23 protein-coding genes, 1 tRNA gene and 2 pseudogenes are annotated in these 25,946 nt (G+C 41.6%); 12 read left to right on the top strand and 14 right to left on the bottom strand.

What is annotated here, in order from left to right:
* Positions 1–61: 61 nt before the first annotated feature.
* Positions 62–1,783, bottom strand: a complete 1,722-nt coding sequence (locus I3249_RS00130) for a 5-guanidino-2-oxopentanoate decarboxylase (RefSeq protein ID WP_238067968.1) — start codon at positions 1,781–1,783, stop codon at positions 62–64.
* A gap of 148 nt (positions 1,784–1,931) precedes the next feature.
* Positions 1,932–2,900, bottom strand: coding sequence for an agmatinase (speB, locus tag I3249_RS00125; protein WP_238067967.1), 969 nt, complete (start codon positions 2,898–2,900; stop codon positions 1,932–1,934).
* A 212-nt stretch (positions 2,901–3,112) separates the two neighbouring features.
* Between speB and I3249_RS00120 the strand changes: the two genes are divergently transcribed.
* Positions 3,113–4,015, top strand: a complete 903-nt coding sequence (locus tag I3249_RS00120) for a LysR family transcriptional regulator (protein ID WP_238067966.1) — start codon at positions 3,113–3,115, stop codon at positions 4,013–4,015.
* A gap of 16 nt (positions 4,016–4,031) precedes the next feature.
* Here the strand turns inward: I3249_RS00120 and I3249_RS00115 are convergent, their stop codons facing one another.
* From I3249_RS00115 to I3249_RS00105, 3 genes are all read right to left on the bottom strand, one after another.
* A complete protein-coding gene (locus tag I3249_RS00115; RefSeq protein ID WP_238067965.1) occupies positions 4,032–5,822 on the bottom strand; it encodes a potassium/proton antiporter in 1,791 nt (596 codons plus the stop codon).
* Between the two features lie 278 nt (positions 5,823–6,100).
* Positions 6,101–6,436 (bottom strand): GlpM family protein, encoded by a 336-nt coding sequence (locus tag I3249_RS00110; protein ID WP_224737711.1) that lies wholly within the window; start codon positions 6,434–6,436, stop codon positions 6,101–6,103.
* 189 nt (positions 6,437–6,625) lie between these two features.
* Positions 6,626–8,296, bottom strand: coding sequence for a thiamine pyrophosphate-binding protein (locus I3249_RS00105; protein WP_238067964.1), 1,671 nt, complete (start codon positions 8,294–8,296; stop codon positions 6,626–6,628).
* A gap of 260 nt (positions 8,297–8,556) precedes the next feature.
* On the opposite strand from I3249_RS00105, the gene I3249_RS00100 reads away from it, so the two are divergent.
* Positions 8,557–8,631: transfer RNA gene (locus tag I3249_RS00100), tRNA-Gly, on the top strand.
* A 426-nt stretch (positions 8,632–9,057) separates the two neighbouring features.
* Here the strand turns inward: I3249_RS00100 and I3249_RS00095 are convergent.
* Complete coding sequence (locus tag I3249_RS00095; protein ID WP_201600699.1) at positions 9,058–9,285, bottom strand: helix-turn-helix transcriptional regulator; 228 nt, start codon at positions 9,283–9,285, stop codon at positions 9,058–9,060.
* Positions 9,286–9,480: 195 nt separating this feature from the next.
* Here I3249_RS00095 and I3249_RS00090 point away from each other — a divergent pair, with 195 nt between their 5' ends.
* The 4 genes from I3249_RS00090 to I3249_RS00075 are packed head-to-tail and all read left to right on the top strand — an operon-like array spanning position 9,481 to position 11,581.
* Positions 9,481–9,696 carry a hypothetical protein gene (locus I3249_RS00090; RefSeq protein WP_011513303.1) on the top strand — a complete coding sequence of 72 codons (216 nt, stop codon included), beginning with the start codon at positions 9,481–9,483 and terminating at the stop codon, positions 9,694–9,696.
* A gap of 19 nt (positions 9,697–9,715) precedes the next feature.
* Complete coding sequence (locus I3249_RS00085) at positions 9,716–10,960, top strand: tyrosine-type recombinase/integrase (protein ID WP_238067963.1); 1,245 nt, start codon at positions 9,716–9,718, stop codon at positions 10,958–10,960.
* Complete coding sequence (locus I3249_RS00080) at positions 10,957–11,250, top strand: hypothetical protein (RefSeq protein ID WP_062844820.1); 294 nt, start codon at positions 10,957–10,959, stop codon at positions 11,248–11,250. Before I3249_RS00085 ends, I3249_RS00080 begins: the two co-directional genes overlap by 4 nt.
* Before the next feature lie 10 nt (positions 11,251–11,260).
* On the top strand, positions 11,261–11,581 hold the full coding sequence (locus tag I3249_RS00075; RefSeq protein ID WP_238067962.1) for a hypothetical protein: 321 nt from the start codon (positions 11,261–11,263) through the stop codon (positions 11,579–11,581).
* Between the two features lie 228 nt (positions 11,582–11,809).
* Here the strand turns inward: I3249_RS00075 and I3249_RS00070 are convergent, their stop codons facing one another.
* The 6 genes and pseudogenes from I3249_RS00070 to I3249_RS00045 all read right to left on the bottom strand — a co-directional run.
* Positions 11,810–13,924: an Ltp family lipoprotein gene (locus I3249_RS00070; protein WP_238067961.1), complete on the bottom strand. Its 2,115-nt coding sequence runs from the start codon at positions 13,922–13,924 to the stop codon at positions 11,810–11,812.
* Between the two features lie 10 nt (positions 13,925–13,934).
* Entirely contained in the window at positions 13,935–14,249 is a 315-nt protein-coding gene (locus I3249_RS00065; RefSeq protein ID WP_025651767.1) for an antibiotic biosynthesis monooxygenase, read from the bottom strand.
* Positions 14,250–14,582: 333 nt separating this feature from the next.
* Entirely contained in the window at positions 14,583–15,413 is an 831-nt protein-coding gene (gene fghA / locus I3249_RS00060; RefSeq protein WP_238067960.1) for an S-formylglutathione hydrolase, read from the bottom strand.
* Positions 15,414–15,641: 228 nt separating this feature from the next.
* Positions 15,642–16,754 (bottom strand): S-(hydroxymethyl)glutathione dehydrogenase/class III alcohol dehydrogenase, encoded by a 1,113-nt coding sequence (locus I3249_RS00055; protein WP_238067959.1) that lies wholly within the window; start codon positions 16,752–16,754, stop codon positions 15,642–15,644.
* Positions 16,755–16,775: 21 nt separating this feature from the next.
* Positions 16,776–17,051: a metal/formaldehyde-sensitive transcriptional repressor gene (locus I3249_RS00050; RefSeq protein ID WP_001133624.1), complete on the bottom strand. Its 276-nt coding sequence runs from the start codon at positions 17,049–17,051 to the stop codon at positions 16,776–16,778.
* 431 nt (positions 17,052–17,482) lie between these two features.
* A pseudogene (locus tag I3249_RS00045) lies at positions 17,483–17,614 on the bottom strand (IS1 family transposase); the annotation flags it as partial.
* Positions 17,615–17,715: 101 nt separating this feature from the next.
* Here I3249_RS00045 and I3249_RS00040 point away from each other — a divergent pair.
* The 3 genes from I3249_RS00040 (at position 17,716) to I3249_RS00030 (ending at position 21,786) form a co-directional block, all read left to right on the top strand.
* Positions 17,716–19,506, top strand: coding sequence for a monovalent cation:proton antiporter-2 (CPA2) family protein (locus I3249_RS00040; protein ID WP_238067958.1), 1,791 nt, complete (start codon positions 17,716–17,718; stop codon positions 19,504–19,506).
* Between the two features lie 278 nt (positions 19,507–19,784).
* Positions 19,785–20,780 (top strand): zinc-dependent alcohol dehydrogenase family protein, encoded by a 996-nt coding sequence (locus I3249_RS00035; RefSeq protein ID WP_201607801.1) that lies wholly within the window; start codon positions 19,785–19,787, stop codon positions 20,778–20,780.
* A complete protein-coding gene (locus I3249_RS00030) occupies positions 20,770–21,786 on the top strand; it encodes a zinc-dependent alcohol dehydrogenase family protein (protein ID WP_095570626.1) in 1,017 nt (338 codons plus the stop codon). Before I3249_RS00035 ends, I3249_RS00030 begins: the two co-directional genes overlap by 11 nt.
* Positions 21,787–21,800: 14 nt before the next feature.
* Here I3249_RS00030 and I3249_RS00025 read toward each other — a convergent pair whose 3' ends face one another.
* Positions 21,801–22,700: a LysR family transcriptional regulator gene (locus tag I3249_RS00025; protein WP_238068083.1), complete on the bottom strand. Its 900-nt coding sequence runs from the start codon at positions 22,698–22,700 to the stop codon at positions 21,801–21,803.
* Between the two features lie 134 nt (positions 22,701–22,834).
* Between I3249_RS00025 and I3249_RS00020 the strand changes: the two genes are divergently transcribed.
* The 3 genes from I3249_RS00020 to I3249_RS00010 all read left to right on the top strand — a co-directional run bounded on the left by I3249_RS00020 (position 22,835) and on the right by I3249_RS00010 (position 25,218).
* Positions 22,835–23,575 carry an SDR family oxidoreductase gene (locus I3249_RS00020; protein ID WP_238067957.1) on the top strand — a complete coding sequence of 247 codons (741 nt, stop codon included), beginning with the start codon at positions 22,835–22,837 and terminating at the stop codon, positions 23,573–23,575.
* A gap of 339 nt (positions 23,576–23,914) precedes the next feature.
* Entirely contained in the window at positions 23,915–24,913 is a 999-nt protein-coding gene (locus tag I3249_RS00015; protein WP_238067956.1) for a zinc-binding alcohol dehydrogenase family protein, read from the top strand.
* A gap of 20 nt (positions 24,914–24,933) precedes the next feature.
* Positions 24,934–25,218, top strand: coding sequence for a putative quinol monooxygenase (locus I3249_RS00010; protein WP_075107531.1), 285 nt, complete (start codon positions 24,934–24,936; stop codon positions 25,216–25,218).
* 291 nt (positions 25,219–25,509) lie between these two features.
* On the opposite strand, the pseudogene I3249_RS00005 reads toward I3249_RS00010, so the two are convergent.
* Positions 25,510–25,946: pseudogene (locus I3249_RS00005) on the bottom strand (IS3 family transposase); the annotation flags it as partial.

Raw genomic sequence — 25,946 nt, 5'->3', positions numbered from 1 at the left:
TTTTTTAGAACTGTGACTATCGGTCCCGTTATTATCCGTGGCATTAGCGCCAGTATTACTGTTAATTAAAATAAGTCACTGTCTTAGCCATTTCTTTTAGAAAGTCATCTGCTTCATCAATCTCATAAATGATTGGTTGTTTACCCTTTATGTCTGTCTTTAATGCGTCTAGCAATTGCTGCTTATCAGTGATTCTACGATAGCCAGCCCCAAACCCTGCCGCTAGTGGCTCAAAGTTTGGCGTTTTGATATTGACGCCAATCAGTGGTAAACCGCCCTCTTCCATATAACGACGAATCTCACCGTAGCCTTGGTTGTTCCATAGCAAAACGATCAACGGTAGCTCAAGCTCAGCTGCGCAGATAAGCTCAGCAATCGTAAATTGAATACCACCATCACCCATTAGACTGACAACAGGCAAGTTTGAACCAACCATGGCCCCGATAGCGGCAGGCAAACCATAGCCTAACGTGCCAAAACCCGTCGATGAATTAAACCATTTACGCGTCGCCAAGGCTTCAAGACCAAGGTTGCCACTATAGACAGGCTGCGTTGAATCACCAACGAAAATGACGTCTTCTACCTCATCTCTGATCAGCTTTAGTAATGAATTCTGACCCGCAAAGTCTGTCGTTACATCCTTCAAGATGGCCTGCTTTGCCTCATTGACACGTGACAGTGCTTGATGATCGAATGTCTGACCTTCTAAGCGATCACATAAACCACTAATCGCCATCTGTGCATCGGACAGTACCGCGATATCCGCTCTAAATGGACGCTGCAATTGCTGAGCATCACAGTCGATGCGTACCAGCGTGCCATTTATCTTAAACTCACCATTAAAGAACACATCGTAGTCAGTTTCACCAAGCTCAGTCCCAATCGCTAATACCCAGTCCGCCTCGGTAATCACGGCTCGGCCTGCGTCTAATGACTGGTTGCTACCTAAACTTAATGGATGACCAGGTGGCAGCAAGCCTTTGGCATTAATCGTCAAAAACGTTGGCGCATCTATCAACTCTGCCAGTTTTTGTGCATCACGATCGACATCGACACAGCCGCCTCCATAAAGTATTACAGGATTTTTCGCAGTTTTTAATGACTGTACGATTAGGTCTAATTGCGTAGGATTCGGCAGTGGTCTTGTGACCTGAGGTAGGCTCAAGCTATTTGTACCAGCTTCGCTATTTGCTACAGCATTTAAACTAGGCGGCTTAGCAACATGACGGGCATCAGCGGTGATGATATCGATAGGCAGCTGAATATGTACTGGCCCCGGACGTGCACCATTAAATAAGGCAAAAGCTTCTGCAATGACTTTCGGTAGCGATTCAGGTTGCCAAATGGTCTTGCTCGTCAATGCTACTTTGCTAATCATGCCTTGCTGATCATGCAACTCATGCAAATGCCCTTCGCCGCTGCCAGTGTCTTTGACTTTATTGACACTAGAGATCACTAGCATCGGTATCGAATCAGCCAATGCCTGTGCCATCGCCGTCATAATGTTGGTCATACCAGGGCCAGTAATAATAAAACATACGCCAACCTTGCCAGAGGCACGGTAGTAACCATCTGCCATAAACCCAGCGCCCTGCTCATGACGCGGTGTCACATGACGAATATTGGTATTAGGTAGACCGCGATACAGCTCTACCGTGTGCACACCAGGGATACCAAAAACGGTCTCTACACCATAATACTCTAGCCACTGCACCAATAGCTCACCGCAGGTCAGTGATGAAGAGTCAGACAAAGAAGAAGGCGTTTGCGTCAATTGGGTCATGGGTCAGTCATCCTAAAAAATTTCGCTGAATATTCAGATAATTATCACTACCTCAAAACAACCTTTGTATTTTTCTTTCATACCGATTATTAGTCACTAATTACTGGCTACAAAGGTTGCTCATTATAGAGGTAATCATTGATGGTGATTAATAAACCGCTTTAACCTTGTCGTCATAGCGTACGCCCGGCAGGATACATAGCATCTCAAACAATAAGTTCGCCGCCAATACCGAGGTGTTACCAAATGGATCATACGGTGGTGATACTTCAACTAAGTCCCCGCCCACCACGTCCAGACCGCGCATACCACGAATGATTTCGATACCTTGAGTAGAGGTCAGGCCACCGATTTCAGCAGTACCCGTACCTGGGGCAAAGGCAGGATCAATACCGTCGATATCGAAGCTCAAGTAAACAGGACCATCACCTAGCTTTTCACGTACTTCAGCCATGAGCGGTGTTAGCGACTTGTACCAGCACTCCTCAGCAGGTACCACGCGGAAGCCCTGCTGGGTTGACCAGTCAAACTCTTCTGCGCTATAGCCTGTACCACGTAGACCAATCTGTACCACACGATTACCATCGATGAGGTTTTCTTCGACAGCGCGGCGGAAAGGTGTGCCATGAGCGATTTTTTCGCCAAACATATCATCATTGATATCAGCATGAGCATCGATATGTACCATACCGACAGGGCCATGTTTTTTGGCAAGTGCGCGCAGGATAGGCAATGCGATAGTATGATCGCCGCCTAGTGTTAGAGGAATCGCGCCGTGTTTGACGATTTTATCGGTATAGAATTTTTCGATGATATCAACGCTTTTTAGCAGGTTGAATGTGTTGATAGGCACATCACCGATATCAGCGACTTGTAATGATTCAAAAGGCGCAGCACGAGTGGCCACATTGTAAGGACGAATCATTCTTGACTCATCACGAATCTGTCTAGGACCCAATCTAGCCCCGCTACGGTTGGATGCACCGATATCTAAAGGGACACCAACAAATGCCACATCTAACCCTTCAGCATCAGTTTGAGTCGGCAAGCGCATCATAGAAGCGAAGCCACCAAATCTTGGCATGTCGTTGCCGCTTAATGGTTGATTGAATGTCATAAGTTACTTCCTTGCTTATTTGGTTTAAGTACACAATTTGCTACATGTCATTGACAATACATAAATATAAGAGAAGGAACCATGGTAAAATTTAGAAGTAAACTTCTATTTTTTCGTAATGAAATGCTCTTATAAGTTATTATCAGAAGTTTAGGAAACGCAATGTCGATTGAAAAAGAGATAATGTTGATTGAGTGAATAAGGAGCCACTTTTGATATTGGATGAACTGATAAAAATAGACATCAAAACGCTACGCAGCTTTATGGCTATTGTAGAGTGTCAAGGCGTAACTGCTGCCCAGTCGCGTTTAAATGTCACAACCTCTGTCATTAGTGGGCATTTAACCCACTTAGAAGACCGCTTAGGGATGACACTATGTCACCGTGGTCGAGCAGGATTTAAACTGACAGAAGATGGTGCTGCTGTTTACGAGGCTTGTTTGGGGTTTACCGAATCGGTCGCCAGCTTTCAACATCAGCTGCATTATATTAGACAACTAGACTCAGTCCACGGCGGGCACATTAGGCTTTGCTTGATTGATCAGATGCCCAAGTTTTTTTATGATGCACTTAGACAACGTCTAGCCAACAGCTACCGTAATAACCCGTTAATACACTTTTCTATCGACGTACAAAGTCCTGAGAGCATGTTAGAAAAGCTCTTAAGTAACGAGAGTGACATTGGCGTGGGTTATTTTGGCAGCTTTCCACCTTTACTGACCTTTAAGCCAGCATTTGTTGAAAAACAAGTGGTCTGCTGTGGACGCGAACATAGATTGTTTTACAACTCAGACGGATTAACTTTTGATGATTTAGAACAGAACTATCCGTGGATAAAAAGAGGCTATGTGGTAGAGCATCATATCAATCATATTCGCCCCAAGACATTAAGCGCGACTACTTATCATATGGAGGCGACAGCCCAGCTTATCCTTGCAGGTCACCATGTTGGCTACTTGCCGCGTGATTTAGCGAAGCGTTATGAGGGTATGGGCCTGATGAAAATACTACTGCCTGATGAGGCAAGCTATGATGTCGAGCACCATTGGGCATATCGAGAAAATCAGCCTAAACAAGCGGCTGACTTTTTGAATAAGATGATGAATTTGCTATAAGATACCACTAGGTTTATTACACTATTGCAGACGGTTGTTGGTACTTTAGACCAATGGTTCTTAGCTTCCCTTTGTCATCGACTTCTTTAATAACCAATGACCATTCATCGCTTATCACAACAGTATCGCCCGACACTGGCGCAGTACCTAAATGTGATTTCACGTACTCGGCCACCGTCTGCTCCCACATGTTTTTTGCGCTGTCTTCATCAGACGTTTTGAGTGTTTTTACCAGAGTCTCAGATGCCATAATTCCTGTAAAAAACGGCAAATCACCAAGCTTAACACTCGGTGATAGCAGCCAATCGCCATAGAAGTCATCGATAGCTTTGCGATCTAATGTCGTGTCATTAAAAATCTTAGCGATTTTGCTAGCGTGATTACCTCTCATCGCATACCAGACACTATCGCCGAATTTTAGCTTTGTATGCTCATCGACTACTACGATTTGCTGGTTACGCACTAGCGCAAAGACACTGATTTCATCTGGGTTGATGCCTTTGGAGATACCCATAGGATGACGCCCAATGGCAAATGCGCCCGACTTTGCCTCAAACTCATACAGCGTGATACTGGCCTTATCGGATACCCAGACTTCATGCTCCTCTTTTGGGTCTTTATTGGTTGGAATACGTACCTTAAACAGATTGGCCATCGTCGGGATGGTTGTGCCTTGCAAAATCAACGACAGAACCACGACGCCAAAGGCAATATCAAACAGCATAAAGGCATTATCTATACCAGCCATGACTGGTAAAATCGCCAAGGTAATAGGCACTGCACCGCGCAACCCGACCCAAGAGATAAACCCAATCTCTCTGTCTTTAAATTTGAAAGGTTTGACACTGGTATAGACGGCAATAGGACGCGCGACAAAGATCATAAAGAGCGCGATTGCAACCGAATAATGCCAGACATTGAGGACGTTTGACGGAGTGACCAATAGTCCTAATACTACGAAAAGCACCGCCTGCGACAGCCAAGCAAAGCTGTCCATCACTCGCATGACATGCTCTGTTGAACGTACCTTATGATTACCGATTAGCACACCAGTGAGGTATACCGCCAAAAATCCACTGCCGCCAATAAGATTGGTCGCGGCGAACACAGCCAAGCCAGCGGAGAGAATCAAAATAGCGTACATACCTTCTGCCAAATGTACCTTGGGCAATAATCGGGATAAGAAATAACCGAATAACAAGCCCATCCCTAGCCCAAAGCTCAGCTGCTGTAGCAATAAAACTAAAAAGCCGAATACTGTCTGACCAGCAGGATCAACATTTAGCGCAATCAAACCAGTGACTAATAAAATAGCCAAGGGATCGTTGGCACCAGACTCAAGTTCAAGCGTGGCTTGTACACGGTCGTTAAGCTTGACACCGCCATTACGTAATAGAGAAAATACGGCAGCGGCATCGGTAGAGCCGACAATCGCAGCCATCAGCAACCCAAATCGCCAATCGACCTCGAGCAGCCAAGTGACAAATACCCCTAGCACCATGACCGTGACTAACACGCCCCATGTAGCCAGCGTAATCGCAGGTTTTAGACCCACTCGAAACGATTTAAAGGACGTACGTAAACCACCATCTAGCAAGATACAAGCTAAGGCGGCCTGCCCAACAAAATTGGCTAGCGCATATTGAGAGAACTCAATACCCAAGATACCCTGCTCGCCTGCCAACATACCCACTATCAAAAACAGCAACAACAATGGTACGCCTAAGCGCGCTGATAATGTACTCGCCATGATACTGGCGAAAATTAATAATGCGCCTACGAGATACAGGATATTTAAGGTATCCATTGTTTTTGAGCCCTATTTTTTATTATTAAGAATAGTAATTGATTGCGATGGGTTTTTCGTTATCTTGCTGTTAGTAGATATTACACCAGTGAGCCTATCATAAGCGGCCGTTATTCAAAATATGAATGACAATTACTTATGATGATATTAGCATCACCATCAGAACTAGCAGCCAATACTAAATCAATAAAAACACCTCAAGAGAAAACACTCAAATATTAAAGTGAAGTACACAAAATGCCATTGCTAGGCTAAAAGAGTTTACGTCTTAATACTACTTAACCCTGAATGTATTGCCATGTCAGTACCAGAATCGCAGCCGCAACCGTCCAAGCGACCACACCTAATAGCAATGCTTTATATAAACTCATATAACTGATGCTAAAGAACACCACAAAGGTATAAATCAAATGCGGTATGACACCAAGCATACTGAATATCAACGCGACCTTTAAATCAGCAGGACTGCGCTCAGTACCAACGATAAAGTGACTGATTAACGTAAAGGTGGGGAATAGTGGCGCAAGAGCCGCCAAATAGAAAAATCGGGTTTGGGCGAACATTTGAATCGCCAGTACCATCAATGCGCCGATAAGCATTTTTAACCAAATCACGACGGGTCTGTCTCCTGTTGACTATCAAGGCTGAACGTAGCCCAATCCGCCATGATACTAAAGTCTGCAAACTGACATAAGAGCAATCGCTGATTAATTAATCCGTATGATAAAAAATGTAAAAAACCCCACTTAGCTAAGTTGCTAAATGGGGCTGTTACTTTTATTCAGTAGGCTTTTACGAATTACTTAATCCTTTTTTGGTTTTAGTGCCGCGCTGATGTCTGCTAGCAATGGCGGTATATCATGCTTGTCTGCGATTACCTCAATCATTATAAGCTTGTCGGTAGTCGCAGCAGCTTTGTTGAAAGCAGATTTTAGCTCGCCTGCTGTCTCTGCTTTGAGTAATAGGCTATTTTCTTCTGTCGCGCCAAACGCTCGCGGCATGATTTGCCAATCGCATTTAGGAATATCATTATAGTATTGGTTTTCGCCATGAATCGCGCGCTCTACCGTATAGCCGTCATTGTTAATTAAGACGATCACAGGATTGATGCGCTCTTGAATCATGACCGCCAACTCTTGGACAGTTAGCAATGCTGAACCATCACCAATCAATAACACACTGCGCTTATCTGGCGATGCGATTGCCGCGCCCAAGCTGGCAGGCAACGTGTAGCCAATTGATCCCCACATCGGCTGCCCATATGACGTCACCCCTTCTGGCAGGCGCACATCACTGATACCAAAATAGGCAGTCCCTTGTTCAGAAAACACCAAGTTATTGTGATCTAAACGGTCAGCAATAATATGCCATAGGTCATCTTGGCGGATAGCCTCACTGTCTTTACCTTTTTGTTCGTGCGGCTTAACTTCTTCACAGAAAGGCTTTGGCACGATGTTAATGCCAGAGGTCATCACTTCATGTAGGGCTTGCAACGCATCTTTTAGCGCAATCGGTGCAAAGTTCCTACCACTGATAGAAGCACGCTCATAATGCAAGTCTACGACTACATCTTCATTGATATCTTGACTAAACCCTGCGGTAGTAGTGTCAGTATATTGCACCCCTACTTTGATAAGGCATTCGCAGTTTTCTACCGCATCTTTGACAATTGGACGTGAGGCAACACCCGCATAAGTGCCTGCCCAACGATCGCTATTCTCATCAAGCAGCGTCTTACCCCAAGATAGCGTGGTATAAGGAATATCCGTATCAGCGATCAACGCTTTGAGCTGTGATTGTAACCCCAAACGATGCACCATCAAATCTGCCATTAGGGTTGTGGACTTATTTGGCAAAAACTCGGTTAAGGCTTGCTTGAAATCTGATAATGCCGCTTGGCTAGTAATGTCTTCTTGACTATCGATCAGCTTGGTCGTTGGTGGATAGATAGGCTGACGCGCGACGTCTGGTGAGAGCAATAGGTAACCTGGACGATGCTTTTTGAGAATCAATCGAATTACTCTATCAATTTCTGAGGCAGCATTTTCAGGAGTAAGCTGCGCACGGGCCACCGTCACTGGCTCGACCATCTTAATAAAATGGTTAAATACCCCATCACCAAGCGAATGATGAATACGGCGCTTTGAGTCTTGTAGCGCTGTGCTTGGTGCACCTACGATATGCAATACAGGCGCATATTCAGCAAAAGAACCTGCGGTCGCGTTAATCGCTGACAGCTCACCTACGCCAAAAGTCGTCACCATAGCGGCAAATCCACGCTCGCGTGCATAGCCATCGGCAGCATAGCCAGCATTTAGCTCATTTGTGTTGCCTACCCAGCGCAGCTTATCAGAAGCGAGAACGTTATCCAAAAAAGTTAAGTTAAAATCACCAGGTACGCCAAATATCTCAGATGCACCCGCTTCTGCGACACGATCAAACAAATAATCAGCGATGGTATATTGTTGACTCATTTTTTATCCCTATGACTTATCTTTGTAAGTATTGATAATTGTGAATGTGATTACGATTAAATTATAAAGTGCGTCCCAGCTTATTTATGTACTACAAAGCTTTTGGAATACATATTATAATAAACCGTTATAACATATATCTATGGCCAGAAGACACGCCTATTTTAATAACTTTAATTTTTTTCGTCATAGGTGTTGACACCTAAAAAAAACTGCGTATAATACGCCTTCATCAACTGACGATAGTTAATTGATAATTAGCGGGAATAGCTCAGTGGTAGAGCATAACCTTGCCAAGGTTGGGGTCGAGAGTTCGAATCTCTTTTCCCGCTCCAAATACTTAAAAAGCCTCACTTAACAGTGAGGCTTTTTTTTGTCTAATTTTCAGGGGCTACAGCGTTTTTATGTCTTATTGCCCAATCAAGCTATTAAGTTAATCTAATGAGATAAAAGTCTCAAAATCAGCACCGTGACCAAAACGTGACCATTTCGTGCCCACGCTATAAATACTGATTTTATAATTGACCCCAACTGACTATTCCTACCTTTATAAGAAGCAATGCTAAGAAAATATTTCTTAGCATCGCTTTTCCTTTTCCACTGCTTTTTTATAATTAGTTTATAGCGTGACCAAAACGTGGCCAAATCAGGGAAAAGTAAATATAAAAATAACCCCAATCTTAATTTTATATTTTGAAGCGCCTTGTATATAAGGCTATACAGCTGTTTCTCTACTCATATATTTCCAGTTTTATAAGTCATCAAGACTGGTCACCCACATCTTTAGTATTTGGCTTATAGATAAACAAGTCACCCACCTGTACGTCTAAAAACTCACATAACTGGTCGATAGTATTGAAATCAATTCTTGATGACTCTTCATTATATAGTTTATGAAGGGTTGATTTACTCATGCCTGTTGCTCTTACAACATCTGCTACACGCAATTTTTTCTCTGCCAAAATAACGGGGAGTTTAGACACAATCATAAATTTACCTCTTTTCGGGTAAAAATGCTTTACATTGCAGTAAAAAGGTAATATATTACACAAATCGGTTACTAATTACCTTTAAGCGGGTAAATTATAACTGATTCCTTCAAGATGCATTTTTACAGGTTGATAAAATAATTTTTATTCTATCACTTAATGCAATGACTTAATAACTGAAAAGAGGTAAACACCATGAGTAATACTTATTTAACAACTGATGAGTTAGCCGAACGCATCAAGTACGACGCACGTACTATCCGCAATCAAATGAAAGATACCGTTTTGATTGAAAACATTCACTACATACGCCCTTTTGGTGGTCGTAAGATTTTGTACGTATGGGAGCGTATCGAGGAAGACATGTGCAAGCCGGTTATGAGCGCTATCAACGGTATGGCACTTCAATAAAAAAATAAGGAGATTTACTATGGCTACTATGCGAGGACGGTTTGGTAAGCTGGTCGTTGACTTCCGCTACTTAGGTAAGCGCTGTCGAGAAAAGACCAGTTTAGAAGACAACCCAGCTAATCGTAAAAAATTAGCGCAAGTCATGAAAAAAATGGAAGCAGAAATAACTTTAGGCATCTTTGACTATGCTGCTTACTTCCCAAAGAGTGAACGAGCCCAGGAGATGACGGCATTGGCTGATAGAGCCGAAGCTTGTATCAGTCGTAATCCGACCTTTAAGGAGTTTTCGGAAACATTTTTTGAGGAGAGGAAGATTGAATGGCGACCGAGCTATCGGCAAAAAATAAAGATTATTTTGAATAAGTATTTATTACCTGAGTTTGGTGGTAAAGCGGTACATGCCATAAAAAAACCAGACTTGCTGACCTTCCGTAGCTCCCTCGCCAAAGTTTGTTACGGTAAAGATGGTCAGTCAAGTCTGTCAGTAGCACGGATCAACCAGATCATGATACTTCTTCGTATGATACTAGAAGAAGCATCAGATCGCCATGAGTTTGAGATGCCTTATAAAAATATTAAGCATCTCAAACAAGCTCGTCCGGATGTAAACCCGTTTACATTGAGTGAGGTATGGCTGATTTTAAAGCATGTTCGAGCTGATTATAAGCCCTACTACACTATTCGCTTCTTTACAGGAATGCGTACCAGTGAAATAGATGGGCTGAAGTGGGATTGCATTAATTTTGATCGCCGTGAGATTAGTATAAGAGAGGCATTAGTTAATGGTGAGATGGGTCCGACTAAGACATTAGGCTCACAACGTGATATTGCGATGTCACAGTTAGTGTATGACGCACTACAAGACCAGAAGGCACGCACCTTTGGCAAGTCAGAGTTTGTGTTTTGCAATTCACAAGGCAATCCAATGGAGTATCGTAATGTGAATAGACGGGTATGGAAACCCACACTTGCCCTACTCGGACTTAAGCACAGGCGTGCTTATCAGACTCGGCATACCGCAGCGACGCTTTGGCTCGCTGCTGGTGAGAATCCCGAGTGGATAGCTCGTCAGATGGCTCATAGCAGTACGGAGATGCTGTTTCGTGTGTATAGCCGTTATGTGCCTGATATCACCCGTCAAGATGGCTCAGCGATGGATAACTTACTACTTGCGAGTAAGGAGAAGTTAACAGGCGCATCGAATAGCTCTGGAGCTGAAACACTAATCACGAATGCACAAACTGACAAGGAGACGTCACAATGAAAATCATCAATTATGAGGAGCTGTTTGGTGAGTTTAAACCTGATGGTGCAATCAGTACAGATGCAAACCTTATTGCTAATGCGTTGATGCGTGAGTTATATATTTCATCTGGTCATAACCTAGCACGCTTCTTAGGAGTGAAGCGGTGCTTTAACAATGACATGGCGATGCGTATATGGGTACAGAAGCGCTTAGATGCTCAAGATGGGTACTTTATAAAAGATATGAGCAGTCAGCTTCAAAGCGAGCTCTACGAGCTATTACCGCACTCTGATTATGGCAGCTATTGAGGAGAGTATGATGAGTGTCAAACTTCAACCCAATATGACGCAGAGTCCATATGATATCAAAATATGTGAGGATTACTGGGCATACGATAATAAAAGCGGTTTTATTAAACATGTGAAGACGCTTTGTGAGAAATATGAGGTAAGTCCTCAAGTATTCTTTGAGACAGTTGCTCAGTGTTATGCCTACTTAGACGATGTTGTATGTGAATACTGCGGCTATGCTTGTCCAATTGAAGTACCTGCTGATATTCCTTATATGCGTGCCAAAAATAGTTGGTTATGCATAATATGTGAGCATGCTTTATGGCGGACAGATCAAGCAAATAAATGAGCATTAATCATCCAAAAAGCCAGACAGCTTAAGTTGTCTGGCCTTTCTATATATCAAATACCTTCTCTTAAAGATATTCTAAATTTGATGAACCTACACAACCCTCAACATTTTTACTCATTTTTTTAAAATTAAGTTGAGTAGAGTCGCTACTTTAATTAGCTACCTTTTAATAATTATTTTGCTTCTTTTATTTAGTGTATTTATAAGACCTATGTTTAAGTGCACTCAAACACCAGCCTTTTCTGCTGCATAAGTTGCTTGGCTTTGACTGTAACCATCACTTTGAGAAAGTGTTTCGATAAGATTTTTGCGTGAGTAGCCAGAGTATTCAAGCCAATCTTTTGCTGACCTCAGTGCCTGCTCGTTCCAATCGACATTCAAACCATCTACTGCTACAGTCCCATCATCAATAGTATAGCCATCACTTTGAGAGAGCGTTTCAATAAGATTCTTACGTGAATAAGCAGAATATTCTATCCAGTCTTTTGCTGCCTTCTTAGCTTGCTTTGCCCAGTTAATATCCAAACTGTCTACCGCAAAAGTAGCATCCCTAATAGTATATCCATCACTTTGAGAGAGCGTTTCAATAAGATTCTTACGTGAATAAGCAGAATATTCAAGCCAATCTTTTGCTGACCTAACAGCATTCTTTTGAGGATTTGTCAGATCGGCTGAATTCTTAGGTGTAAACTCCACTGTTTCTGTTTGGCTCTGCTCAGGCTTGTCGCTCTTCGATTGACTCAAGTTTAGGCTATCTACTGCTGTGGTCGCATCACTGCTCGTATAACCGTCATACTCTAGTTGCTCAATCAGACCATTACGCGTGAAACCCGAATCTTGAAGATAAGACTTCGCTGTTTTCTTAGCCTGCTTAATCCAGTTCATATCTAAACTATCTACTGCTATAGTCGCATCACTGCCTGTATAACCATCATACTCTAATTGTTCAATCAGACCATCACGCGAAAAACCCGAGCTTTCAAGATAGCTGTGAGCAGTTCTAACCGCATTTTTTTGAGCATTGGTTATGTTTGTAGGGTTACTTGGTGTTGCTTGTGCAGCTTCTGCTACCACTGGATCAGGGAAGCAAGTCAAGAAAACATCGTTTGTAGGTGGTGACTGTGGCGCAGTACTGGCTGACGTGGTTATATCAGGTGTAGCTTTTAATGAATGCGAATGAGGAATAGGTGGCGGCGTATTTGTATTTGGACGAACCATGCTTACTGACGACTTTGGTGTAACTGCCCGAGGTTTTTCATTAAATGACTCAGCGATAGAGACAGGCATATTTTGTGGCAGTGTTGGTGGCATAGCAGGACGTGCCGCAACTTCTGGTTTTGGTATATTATTAACCAATTGGTCATGCGTTAAGCTTGGGACATGATCTGTTTTTGATCCTTTAGAGCGATTACAACGCCAGCATAGTACTTGTAAGTTATCTTCTGTTGATTTACCACCTTTTGATAAAGGAGTAATATAATCAATCTCAAGTAAAAGATTTTTTTCATCCGAAGTGGAAAGAGAGCATATTTTACAAGTAAAGTTATCTCGTACTTTAATTCTTTCTCTCAACTTGGCTGTCATTAATGCCCGTTGACCTGCCACACTATTCTCAAACTTCACCAATTCAGCTAAGTAACCGATAAATCGTTCTAGCTGGTCTAAGTCTAATCTGAAATCAAACCTTGATGAGCTGTTACCACCAGCTGAAACATACTGAAAGGTATAAACAGGAAAATACAACTGAGATAAGTTAACAAGCATAAAGCCTAATTCTTGCTTTATTCTTTCTTCACTAGAGCGCATTACAAATGCCGGTATGGATTCCATTACACTTGCTATCGTAGCATCTCTTTCTTGCACCAACAAAACCTTACCTTGTTCGGCAGCAGAAAAATCATTTAGTGCATTCTCAAACTTCTCTAAAGTTTCTTCAGTCGGTTTGATGTTAAAGTACTTACATAGATACTTGAATGGCTGATCGTTAGCGTTTTTCACAATAGATAGAGAGCATGGATGCGTCCATCGGTTGTTTGTGCTTTCAGACCAGTTTTTTCTTTTCATGTTATATCTACTGGTGTCAGACAGATTTCCTTTACCGTAGTCGAAGGATTCTATATCAGCATATGACAGCTTTAGGTTTTGGATATGTTGATTTAAGTCATTACAGTCTTGTACATGCTGAGAGATACTTTCTTTTATGGCAAGAAACTCTTCACTCTTGAAATAACGATCTACAGCATACGGGTAAGCGACATTCTTTATAAAAAGATAAGCAATAACTGCAAAAATAATTGTATAAATGAAGTGCTGCCTTTCATTCAAAATTTCAGGCAGCACCCTCATACATTTAAGCGTCGGTATGAGCTGGTAGTTTACTAGCCAAAACATCTACTTTTTCAATAGACGGTGGCTCTGAAAATAGCTCATCGGCCTGATCCATCAAAGCAGCTGCAACTTTGCCAGATAAATGTGCTTGGCGACCCGCCTCATCAGGAAATGCATCAAAAATACCAAATGTTGTAGGTCCAAGACGTAGGCCAAACCACGCAACTGTCGCAGGTTCTTCCATTACAATAGGTAAACCGGCTTTAAGGAAAGCTTCCACTTCGTCTTCTTTACCCGGTTTAGCTTCAAGACGGACATATAAAGCTGTTTTAAGCATGACTAAAACTCCACAATTGATTAGAATGAAAACTGATTCTGACATTGCTAATGTATGCATGTCAGAAAGTTTTGTTGTATAAAAGTTAAAAAAAATTTCCCATAGCTGAGCCAAAATCTGGGTTTTTATTTCGACATAATGCTAGGAATTTATTCAAGTTAATATCATTAACTTGAATCAAAAAATTAAGATATGAGATGATTAAATTCAATCTTAGTTATATAAGGATCAATTGACTCTACCTTAGATTTATAAGCTGACCTCTTCATCTGGAAATTATATTGCTCAAGAAGCATTCAAGAACCACATTGTACATCCTCATATCTATGAAAGTTATGTAGCTAGGAATTTGCTGTGAAACTCTATATGTTTCTCTATAAAGCTCGCAATGAAGTAATAGCTATGGTCATACCCTTCTCTTAGGTTAAGTGTAAGAGGATATTCTTGTTCCAAACAAATATTACTAAGAAGCTTAGGCCTTAACTGTTCTTCAAGAAAATCATCAGCTGTTCCCTGATCGACTAAAATAGGTAAATGAACTTCAGCGTTTTTGATTAATTCAATCGCATCATAGCTTTTCCATAAAGTTTCGGTTTCACCTAGGTAGTGTGTAAAAGCCTTTTTCCCCCAAGGTACTTGGCTAGGTGCAACAATTGGTGCAAAAGCAGAAATACTTTTATAAAGCTCAGGATTTTTTAACCCAATTACTAATGCACCATGACCACCCATGCTATGACCCATAATACTTTGGACTTGATTAGTCGGAAAATTCAGGTCAATCAGATTTCTGAGCTCTTCCACAATATAATCATACATTTTGAAATGCTGTGACCAGGGTGCTTGTGTTGCATTCACATAGAATCCTGCGCCTTGGCCTAAATCATAATCTGCATGATCTGGTACATCCTCTCCACGTGGGCTGGTATCTGGTGCAACAATAATGACTTTATGTTCAGCCGCATACTTTTGTGCTCCGGCTTTAGTAATAAAGTTCTGTTCGTTGCAAGTCAGTCCTGATAACCAATATAAAACTGGCAACCGCTCATCTTTGTCATGAGGTGGCAGATATATTGAGAATTTCATTGAACAGTTTAATGCTATTGACTGATGGCGATATACTTCTTGCGATCCACCAAAAGAAGCATGTTTCTCAATTATTTCCATAATCAATTACCTATGTTGAGCAAGACTTCATGAGAAATTAAGTAAATAAAGAGTCTTACATTCTCCACAGAGAATAGTGATAAAGATTTAAAATGTAGGCAGGTTTATTGAACCTATACACGATGCCTACACAGATAGATCTGTTTTACAGATGATGTACCGTTTTAGAGGATTCCATGCATGTCAATCATGATTCACATGCATGGAAAAATATAAGGTCTGACGCAATTATTCGTAATGAATTACAGTACGAATTGACTTACCTTCATGCATTAGATCAAAGGCTTCATTGATCTGATCCAAGCCCATCGTATGTGTCACAAATGGTTCTAATTGAATTTTACCTTTCATGGCATCTTCAACCATTCCTGGAAGTTGCGTACGACCTTTTACGCCACCAAAGGCAGAACCTAGCCATTTACGACCAGTAACCAGTTGGAATGGACGGGTAGAGATTTCCTGACCTGCGCCAGCTACACCAATAATTACCGATTGTCCCCAGCCACGGTGTGCACTTTCAAGGGCTGAACGCATCACATTCACGTTACCAATACATTCAAATGAATGATCTACACCCCAGCCAGTCATTTCGACAATTACTTGCTGGATTGGTTTATCGTAATCTTTAGGGTTCAAGAAGTCCGTTGCACCAAACTCTTTTGCCAGCGCAAATTTATCTGGATTCATGTCAACCACAATAATACGCCCTGCTTTAGCTTGACGTGCGGCTTGTACGACTGCCAAACCAATACCACCTAAACCAAAGACCGCAACACTATCACCTTCTTGTACTTTAGCCGTGTTATGTACTGCACCGATACCCGTTGTTACCCCACAACCCAGTAAGCAGACATGTTCGTGATTGGCTTCAGGATTGATTTTAGCCAATGATACTTCTGCCACTACAGTGTATTCACTGAACGTTGAGCAGCCCATATAGTGGTAAATCAGTTGACCATTGTAGGAAAAACGAGTGGTACCATCTGGCATTACGCCTCTACCTTGAGTTTCGCGAACGGCAATACACAAGTTCGATTTTCCAGATTTACAGAATACGCACTCGCCACATTCAGCGGTGTAAAGTGGAATGACATGATCACCTGGTTTGACGCTAGTCACGCCTTCACCAACCTCGACTACAACACCAGCACCTTCATGCCCGAGAATAGCCGGAAAAACACCTTCAGGATCATCGCCAGACAAAGTAAATGCATCTGTATGACACACACCGGTATGGGAGATCTTGATTAATACTTCACCTTTCTTCGGTGGTGCAACATCAACTTCAACAATTTGAAGAGGTTGACCAGGACCAAACGCAACAGCAGCACGTGACTTCATGGAATAATTCCTTATACAGATCTATTTTAAATATGATTTTAGAATCTTGGCGATTTCAGCCAGTTCTTCTTTTCGTTGTTGTTCTGTGGTTTCACCTGATACTAAAGTGTCCTTTAAATGAACCTCCAACATCTCATTCATTAAACCATTAATAGCACCACGCACAGAGCATATTTGTTGCAGAATTGCACCACATTCCACATTGTCTTCTAATGCTTTTTCAATCGCTTGCGTCTGACCTTTGATCTTTCTGACACGTAGAAGAATCTTTTTTTTGTCTTCAACCTGATTAGGCATCAGACCTCCTTATTTGCTAGCATTAATACTATAGTACCCCATAGTATAAAAAAAGCAATATTTTTTATAAACCTTAAAAATTTAGGTAGTGTTTCAAAAAGTATGCTGAGATTAAATGAAGTCACTATTGGCTCTGCAACTGGATGCCATAATTAACTTTCCGAATCTTTACAATAACTTATAAAATTAAACTTCTGACATACTCCCCCACTTTTGACTAGCTCTTTACGAAACAGGTTTCTCAGGGATTTTAAAAGCAAAAGCTCTTAGGCGACTTCCTCACGGATTTAGGCATGCTTTCTGCTTCACAGAGCGACTTTTACCGCATCTTTCCTCCACAGACAAAGTGGTATGTTCTACCGCTAGAATATTGTGAGAAGCATTAATATCCGTATTCTTGCTAAAGCCACACTCAATACTGAACTAACACATCTAATTCGATGCCTTATTTTGCAATTATTTCCCTCAACACCTATAGTGAAAAGCTTACCAATACTTTGCTGACAGTCTTTAAATGCAGTGATAAAATTATCCCATTGATTACTTGAAATTCGGGTATAGTGATTAACTGTTTCAACTAACTACAAACGTGTTGCACTTGTGTTTTGAATCTACTTTCTATATTTGAAGTGTCAACAGACTCTATACAAAATCTGAGAAATATATGAACCTTCTATCCCCTGTCATACTGCTCACAGCGGCAGTGATTTCAGTCCCCTTAATCAAGCGCCTAGGATTAAGCTCGGTATTGGGATATTTAATTGCAGGATTAATTATTGGTCCATTTGGACTAGCGTTTTTCTACGATTCTGCGTCTATTCTGCATGTTGCTGAGCTTGGTATTGTGATGTATCTGTTTGTGATTGGACTAGAAATGCGTCCATCGTATTTATGGAGTTTAAGAAAAGAAATTTTTGGATTAGGCACATTACAGATTAGCGCCTGTTCATTGGGGTTAATGGCGGTAGGCTTGGTCTATGGCTATTCTTGGCAAGTGAGTTTTGTATGTGCTGCAGGCTTTGTACTCACCTCGACTGCAATTGTGATGCAACTTTTGGGAGATCGTGGAGACATTGCTCAACCACGAGGACAAAAAATTATCTCGATCCTGCTGTTTGAAGATTTATTGATTGTCCCTTTATTGGCAATTGTCGCTTTTATCGCACCGAATCATGTTGTTGAAAGTACTTCTATGCGTTTGCAGAGCATCGGAATTGGTTTAATTTCAATTGTAGGTTTAATCGCTGCAGGCTATTGGTTGCTTAATCCTTTATTTCGCTTATTAGCCGTAGCCAAAGCCCGTGAAGTCATGACTGCAGCAGCACTCTTGGTGGTGCTCGGCGCAGCATTACTGATGCAAGTCAGTGGCTTATCGACGGCAATGGGGGCATTCCTTGCAGGGGTATTACTCTCCGAATCCACTTTTCGCCATCAGATTGAAGCAGATATTGAACCGTTTCGTGGCATATTGCTCGGATTATTTTTTCTAGCCGTAGGTATGTCATTAGACCTTGACGTCATAAAAAATAACTGGGTGTTAATTTTAAGTGCTGTACTTGTGCTGATGTTTGTCAAAGCATCCATAATTTATCTGATTGCACGCCTGACCAAAAGTTCACACTCTGAAGCACTCGATCGCGCATTACTAATGGCTCAAGGGGGGGAGTTTGCTTTTGTACTCTTTGCTGCCGCCATGAGTGCTCAAATCATTAGTGCTGATGAAAGCTCAAACCTGAATGCGATTGTAGTCTTGTCGATGATTTTGACCCCCATCATAGGCATTCTGTTTAAACGTTTTACCCAAACTACAGAACAAACTTCTTTAGAAAATATCCGTATTGCTGAAGGACTTTCTGGAAAAGTCCTGATGATTGGTTTCGGTCGTTTTGGACAAGTCTCAAGTCAATTATTGCTTGCTCGAGGTATTGATGTTTCCATCATTGATAATGATATCGACATGATTCAAAACGCTGAAAGATTTGGATTTAAAATTTATTATGGCGATGGTTCTCGTTTAGATATTTTACATGCCTCTGGAGCAGATACGGCTGAAGCCATTGTTGTTTGCGTAGACCACAAAGAAACGACGAATAAAATTGTAGAGTTGGTGCAACATGAATTTCCTATGGCCAAGTTACTGGTTCGCTCTTATGACCGTGAGCATGCGCTGCATTTAGCAAAACAAAATGTGGATTACATGATACGCGAAACCTTCGAGTCGGCAATGCTATTTGGCGGTACAATTTTAGAAGAACTGGGTGTTGACCAGAGTGATGTTGAAGAAATTAGCCAAGAAATCCGAGAACTAGACAAAGAACGTTTTGGAACTGAAACTGCAGCAGATGATGTCTATGCTGGTATCGGCTTGCAATATACAGGACCGCGTCCGACTGCACCTTTAATTAAACCAAAGCAAACAGGGCAAATGCTGAATGAAGATGGCACTCAACCTTGACTACTCCACCGGCAATATTCCCCCCGATTAATGAAAGCTTGGTTATATAAAGACCAATTGGTTGTACGATAAATTTTAGGTGCAGGATTATTCATTTGAAAATTATATTGTGGCATAAGCCTTAGAAATAGTTTTGTGCAACAAAGCCTATTTTTAGTGAGCGGATGATATTTATTATTCATTATTTAGGAATTATTAAATCCTATAAATATCATTTATTGGATTAATTTACTTTGGTATTGTGCATGTCATCCCCCAGTTAAAAATAAGGAACAACTATGAATAAGATGATGAATGCGCTTATCCTAGAAAATTTTGGTGATCATGAATTTAAACGTGTAGAACTCCCTATACCTCAACCAGAGGCTGGGCAAGTTCTAGTACGTATTCATGCTAGTGGTGTAAACCCTATTGATTATAAAATTCGTCTTGGTGAAGCAACATATGCTATGCCAGAGCTTCCTGCCGTGTTGGGAACGGATATGGCTGGGGTTGTAACTGCTGTTGGTGAAGGTGTCACCCACTTCAACGTCGGAGATGAAGTTTACGGTCTGATTGGTGGCGTCCGTGGTCTTCAAGGATCTTTAGCAGAATATGTTGTAGCAGATGCTGATCTGATCGCATTAAAGCCACGGAATATCTCTATGCGCGAGGCAGCAGTACTACCATTGACGTTCCTCACCGCTTGGGAAGGTTTAGTGGATAATGCGAAGGTCCAACCAGGGCAAACTGTACTGGTTCAAGGCGGTGCTGGTGGCGTTGGTTATATGGTGGTTCAGCTTGCAAAAGCACTTGATGCAAATGTTTGGGCGACTGCTCGTACAGCTGATCAATCACTGATTTCAGAACTCGGTGCAACACCTCTCGATTACACAACAGCATCTTCCGATGACATTATTGCTGCAAGCCCTGAGGGTCAAGGTTTTAACATTGTTTACGACACTGTGGGTGGTCCAGTACTCGAAGCTTCACTTTCCATGACGACTCACTATGGCCACATCACCAGCTGTGCTGCATTTGGCAATCATAATTTAGCGAATTCATCTCTACGGTGTGCCACAGTGTCTGGCGTATTCGTCCTAATGCCGACGTTAACAGGGAATCGCCGTTCTCATCATGGTGATATCCTTAAGACCGCGACTCGTCTCGTTGAGGAAGGTAAACTGCGTGCTATTGTTGATCCTCGTCATTTTACTCTAGACCAAGCGATTGAGGCTCATGATGCTGTTCAAGATCGCTCTGCCAATATTAAGGTAGTTATCGATGTCATTTAACGCACTTCAGGCCAAGACTTGGCGCTTCAATTGTATTGGAGATACAGATGTTCTGACATTAGAAACACTTCCTGTTGCTTTACCAGCCGCAGGAGAAGTTCTAATACAGATGAAAACGATCGGACTCAACCGGGCCGATGTAATGTTTCGGCGTGGTACTTATATTCAAAAGGCAGTATTCCCTTCTCGTCTGGGATATGAGGGAGCAGGCATAGTTCTTGCGATAGGTGAAGGTGTACGCCAATTTTCTCCAGGAGATGCAGTATCGATTCTTCCGACTGACAATCTAGCCAAATATGGGACATATGCGGACAAGCTTCTGATTCCAGAAAATTTTTTAGTTCACAAACCCGATAGTTTAAGCTGGGAAGAAGCTTCTTCAATCTGGATGCAGTATTTGACGGCTTGGGGTGGTGTAATCCATGCTGGTGGATTATCGAAAGGAAAAACGATCTTGATCACAGCAGCTTCAAGTAGCGTAGGACTAGCTGCGATACAGATAGCTGAAGCAGCGGGGGCTAAGGTCATTGCAAGTACACAGACGATAGAGAAAAAGCAACGTTTACTGGATCTCGGTGTTAAAAATGTTATAGCCAGTGAAGATGAACCCGATTTGTATGAGGCCCTTGTTTTACGTTTAGGTGGAGAACATCTTGATGTCGCCTTCGATGCTGTAGGAGGGCCACATATTGAACAGATTGCAAAAGCGATGTCTGTAGGAGGAACTATGGTTATGCATGGTGCACTTAGCCCGGAGAACACACCATTTCCCCTTAAAGTTGCATTACGCAAGAGCTTAACCATGCGAGGTTTTTTGTTCCTTGAGGTTCTCCATGACCCTGTTCTAAGGGAGCAAGCCAGACGATTTATTCTTAGCAGTATAGGTGCAGGATATCTTCGTCCAGTGATCGACCGTTGCTTTAACTTTGAGGACATGCATGACGCTCAGCGCTATCTTGAATCAAATCAGCAAATAGGAAAAATTGTAGTTACTCTAAATACATGATGGTCTTATCTGATTCAGGTTTCTATATGGCCCAGCACTTCCACTAAGTAATCAAACAATGCTCGGATTCGCAAAGGTGTCGGGCCCCGCTGTGGACGATATAAATACAGGCGCCAAACGGGAGAGGTTTCCTCATGAAGTATCTGAATGAGCTTACCACTCCTAAGCCACGGCAAAACTAGAAATCCAGGCATGTGTCCGAATCCAACTCCAGCGAGAATAGCTTGAAATTCAGCTTCTAGATCATCTGTAATAAAACGGGGCTTTGATGGCGTAAAGCTTCGACTTTCGGTGAATGTCCATGGCCAGTAACGCCCTGTTTTATGATCGACTAGTGCTGTTAGAGGGTATTTATCAAGGTCAATAATTTTTTTGGGCATTCCAACCTTATCAATTAACTCTGGCGTACCCACAGAATAAAATTTCACTTTAGCCAATTCCCTTGCCACATATCGATTGTCCGGCAAAAATCCAAATCTGATCCCGATATCTATCCGCTCATCGATCACATCCGAGTGTGAATCTGTTAGCACACAATCCACGACAATATCTGGATAACGTATGGCAAATTCTGCTAGTGCAGGTACTACCAATTTACGCCCTAACACAGACGACACAGTAAGACGGACAGTCCCACGCATTTCATCTCGTTTTTCCTTGGTGTCTTTTACAAGCAAAGCATCGATCGATTCCACCGCAAGACGTGCTTGCTTTGCCAGACGCTCACCATCAGCGGTAATTTTAATTTGTCGAGTACTTCTGTAAAACAGAATCTCTCCGCGCTGCTCTTCTAGCTCTTTTATTGCCCGTGTCACTACCTGTGGGGAAATACCCAGTTGAGTTGCTGCCTCTTTAAAATTTCGAGACTCTGCTGCGACACAAAAGATACGCATCATTTCCAATTTGTTCTGCATGTCCAATCCTGTGTTATGGTAATTATTCCGTAAATAGGAATTCTGAAAGACAATATTATTCATTTATTATACCTAACAAGGCTGTAATACTTAACCCTCAAATATGATTGACAGATAGGTTGAAGGTTACTTGTATGAATAATATAGAAAATAAAGTTATTGTTATCACTGGTGCAAGTGGTGGTTTAGGTGAAGCTACTGCTCGCTTACTTGCTAAAAAAGGTGCAAAGGTTGTAATTGGTGCTAGACGTACTGAAAAATTAGAGGCTATTGTTCACGACATTCGTGCTGAAGGTGGTCAAGCTGAATTTATTGGTACGGATATAACCAAACAACATGAAGTACAAGCACTTATTGAAAAGGCATTAAGCGCATTTGGTCAAATCGATGTATTGGTAAACAATGCTGGATTAATGTCTATTGCACCATTAAGTGAGCTAAAAGTTGATGAATGGGATCGTATGATCGACATTAATATTAAAGGTGTTCTTTATGGTATAGCAGCTACCCTACCTGTTTTCCAAAAACAAAACTTTGGACACTTTATTAACCTCTCATCTGTTGCAGGGGTAAAAGTATTTAGTCCAGGAGGTACTGTTTATAGCGGTACTAAGTTTGCTGTAAGAGCCATCTCTGAAGGCCTTCGTCATGAAGTTGGGGAAACAATTAGAACGACTACTATTGAGCCTGGTGCAATTGAGTCAGAACTAAAATTCGGTTCTTCTCATAAAGAAAGTTCAGAGTTTGTTACTGATTTCTACAAACAAGCCATACCAGCTGACTCAGTCGCTCGAGCAATTGCTTATGCAATTGAACAGCCTGCGGATGTAGATATTAATGAAATTGTTTTGCGCCCAACGAGCCAAGAGTTTTAATGATTGAATAACATAAAATGGGAGCACTTCGCTCCCATTTTTACTAGGGCGTGTTGAACATTCAAATGTGGCACTGGCGGCGGCTATTTTACAGGCAATACGCAGTGAAATTTTCGAAGCCTAGTTATTCTAGGATAGACAATTTCGCCATGTATTGGCAAAAAAGAGCCCCGCCCCAAAGGGCTGATGCTAAAATCACCCCAAACGGTGTTGTAAACCTAGCTAAGGCCTCGACATTATCGTCGGTTTACGCCTAGTTTGGTGCGATTTTATCTATCAGCAGTCCTAATATTTGAATGTTCAACACGCCCTATATTTTTTAAAGTTGAGGACAAATCTATGAAAGCCGTATCGTATGTTATAGACAACCATGATGATTTTAAAAATTCATTGGTAGATATTGAAAAAGCGAAGCCTACGCTTAAAGAGCGTGATGTACTGGTAAAAGTTCAGACAATCTCTGTGAATCCAGTTGATACCAAAGTGAGAAAAAATTCGTCTGAAGCAAATAATCGTATTTTAGGTTGGGATGCCGTTGGGGAAATTATTGAAGTTGGCTCAAAAGTTACCTCGTTTAAAGTAGGAGATTCTGTTTGGTATGCTGGCGATTTAACCCGAGATGGTAGTAATGCTGAGTATCAAGCAGTCGATGAACGAATTATCAGTCTTAAACCAATTACAGTATCTAATGCAGAAGCAGCAGCATTGCCATTAACTGCAATAACGGCATGGGAAATGCTGTTTGATCGGTTTCAAATTTCAGAAACAGAAGTTGGCAGTATTTTAATTATTGGTGGTGCAGGTGGTGTAGGATCAATCGCTATCCAACTCCTAAAAGCAAAAACAAATCTGACCGTTATAGCAACAGCGTCACGTGAAGAAACGAAATCTTGGGTGGAATCACTTGGTGCCGACCATGTCATTGATCATAGCAAAGATTTAAATGCACAAATCGAGACACTAGGCATTGCAAAACCAAAATACGTATTCTCTACAAATCATACAGACACCTATATCGAGCAAATAGTTTCTCTGATTGCACCACAAGGCAAGCTTGGATTGATCGATGATCCACAAACCTTTGATATTATGCCGTTTAAGACTAAATCTATTTCTATCCATTGGGAGTTGATGTTCACCCGTTCAATGTATGAAACCGATGATATTGAAAAGCAAGGTGATCTGTTGCAACAGGTTGCCCAATTAGTTGACCAGCAAAAAATTAGAAGTACGCTTAACCAAAATCTAGGCAAAATTAACGCTGCAAACTTGGAGAAGGCGCATAAGTTGCTTGAATCAGGCAAGTCAAAAGGCAAAATTGTACTAGAAAACTTCTAAAACAAATTCAAGGTGAAATAATGACTATTTCAATAATTGCGAACTTTAAGGCAAAATCAGATCAAAAAGAGACGTTAGAAGCGCTTTTAAAAAGTGTAATAGAGCCTACGCTTCAAGAAGAAGGGTGCTTGAAATATGAGCTTTATATTAGCGAAAATGACTCGAGTAGATATTTCTTCTTAGAAGAATGGCGTAGCAGGGAGGATTTAGATATCCATATGGCCACTGATTATATTCAAAGTTTATTTGGTAATATCCAATCTCTCATTGAATCAAGTGATATTGTAGAAATCAAAAAAATATAGCTGTATAGTCAATCCACTATAAAAGCGTTACAGCGTTAACCTTGCTTGAAGTATGACAGATACATCTGCACTCGGCTGCCTTGTACCACTCTCAAATTGGATTAACTATATTCGGACATTATGATGAAGTATTCTTCAAATTAACATAGAGACTTAGAAAGCTAACATAAAAATGGGAGCTCTAAGCTCCTATTTTTTGAGTGAAACGCCCCGACTATATCGGAGAGTGGATTGCTTGAGTCAGTCAGCTTTGTCTGACTCACTAAGACTATCATGGTATCGTCTCTCAAACTAAAAAGGCGACACATAACCAATTTTACTATGCAAACGGGTTTTGTTAAACCAATCCACCCATTCAAGGGTTGCCAGTTCAACATCGTTAACGCCAGTCCAGTTGTGCTTTAAATAATGAATCACCTCGGTTTTATACAGCCCGTTAACCGTTTCAGCCAACGCATTGTCGTATGAATCACCTTTGGTACCAACAGAGGCAATGACGCCAGAATCCGTCATCCTAGAAGTATAGCGAATGGATAAGTACTGAACGCCGCGATCACTATGATGAATGACATCCTTGGGATTGTTTCTATCTGTTATGGCTTGATTTAATGCCGCCATCACCATATCGGTGTTCATACGATTAGATACCTTCCAACCACACGGCGAGCAAACAAGTCTAAAACAACCGCTAAGTAGCACCAGCCACCTTTGATACGGATGTAGGTCAC

The sequence above is a fragment of the Psychrobacter sp. Ps1 genome, assembly GCF_022129425.1.
Taxonomy (GTDB): Bacteria; Pseudomonadota; Gammaproteobacteria; order Pseudomonadales; family Moraxellaceae; genus Psychrobacter.
This window is presented reverse-complemented; position numbering and strand designations above follow the sequence as displayed.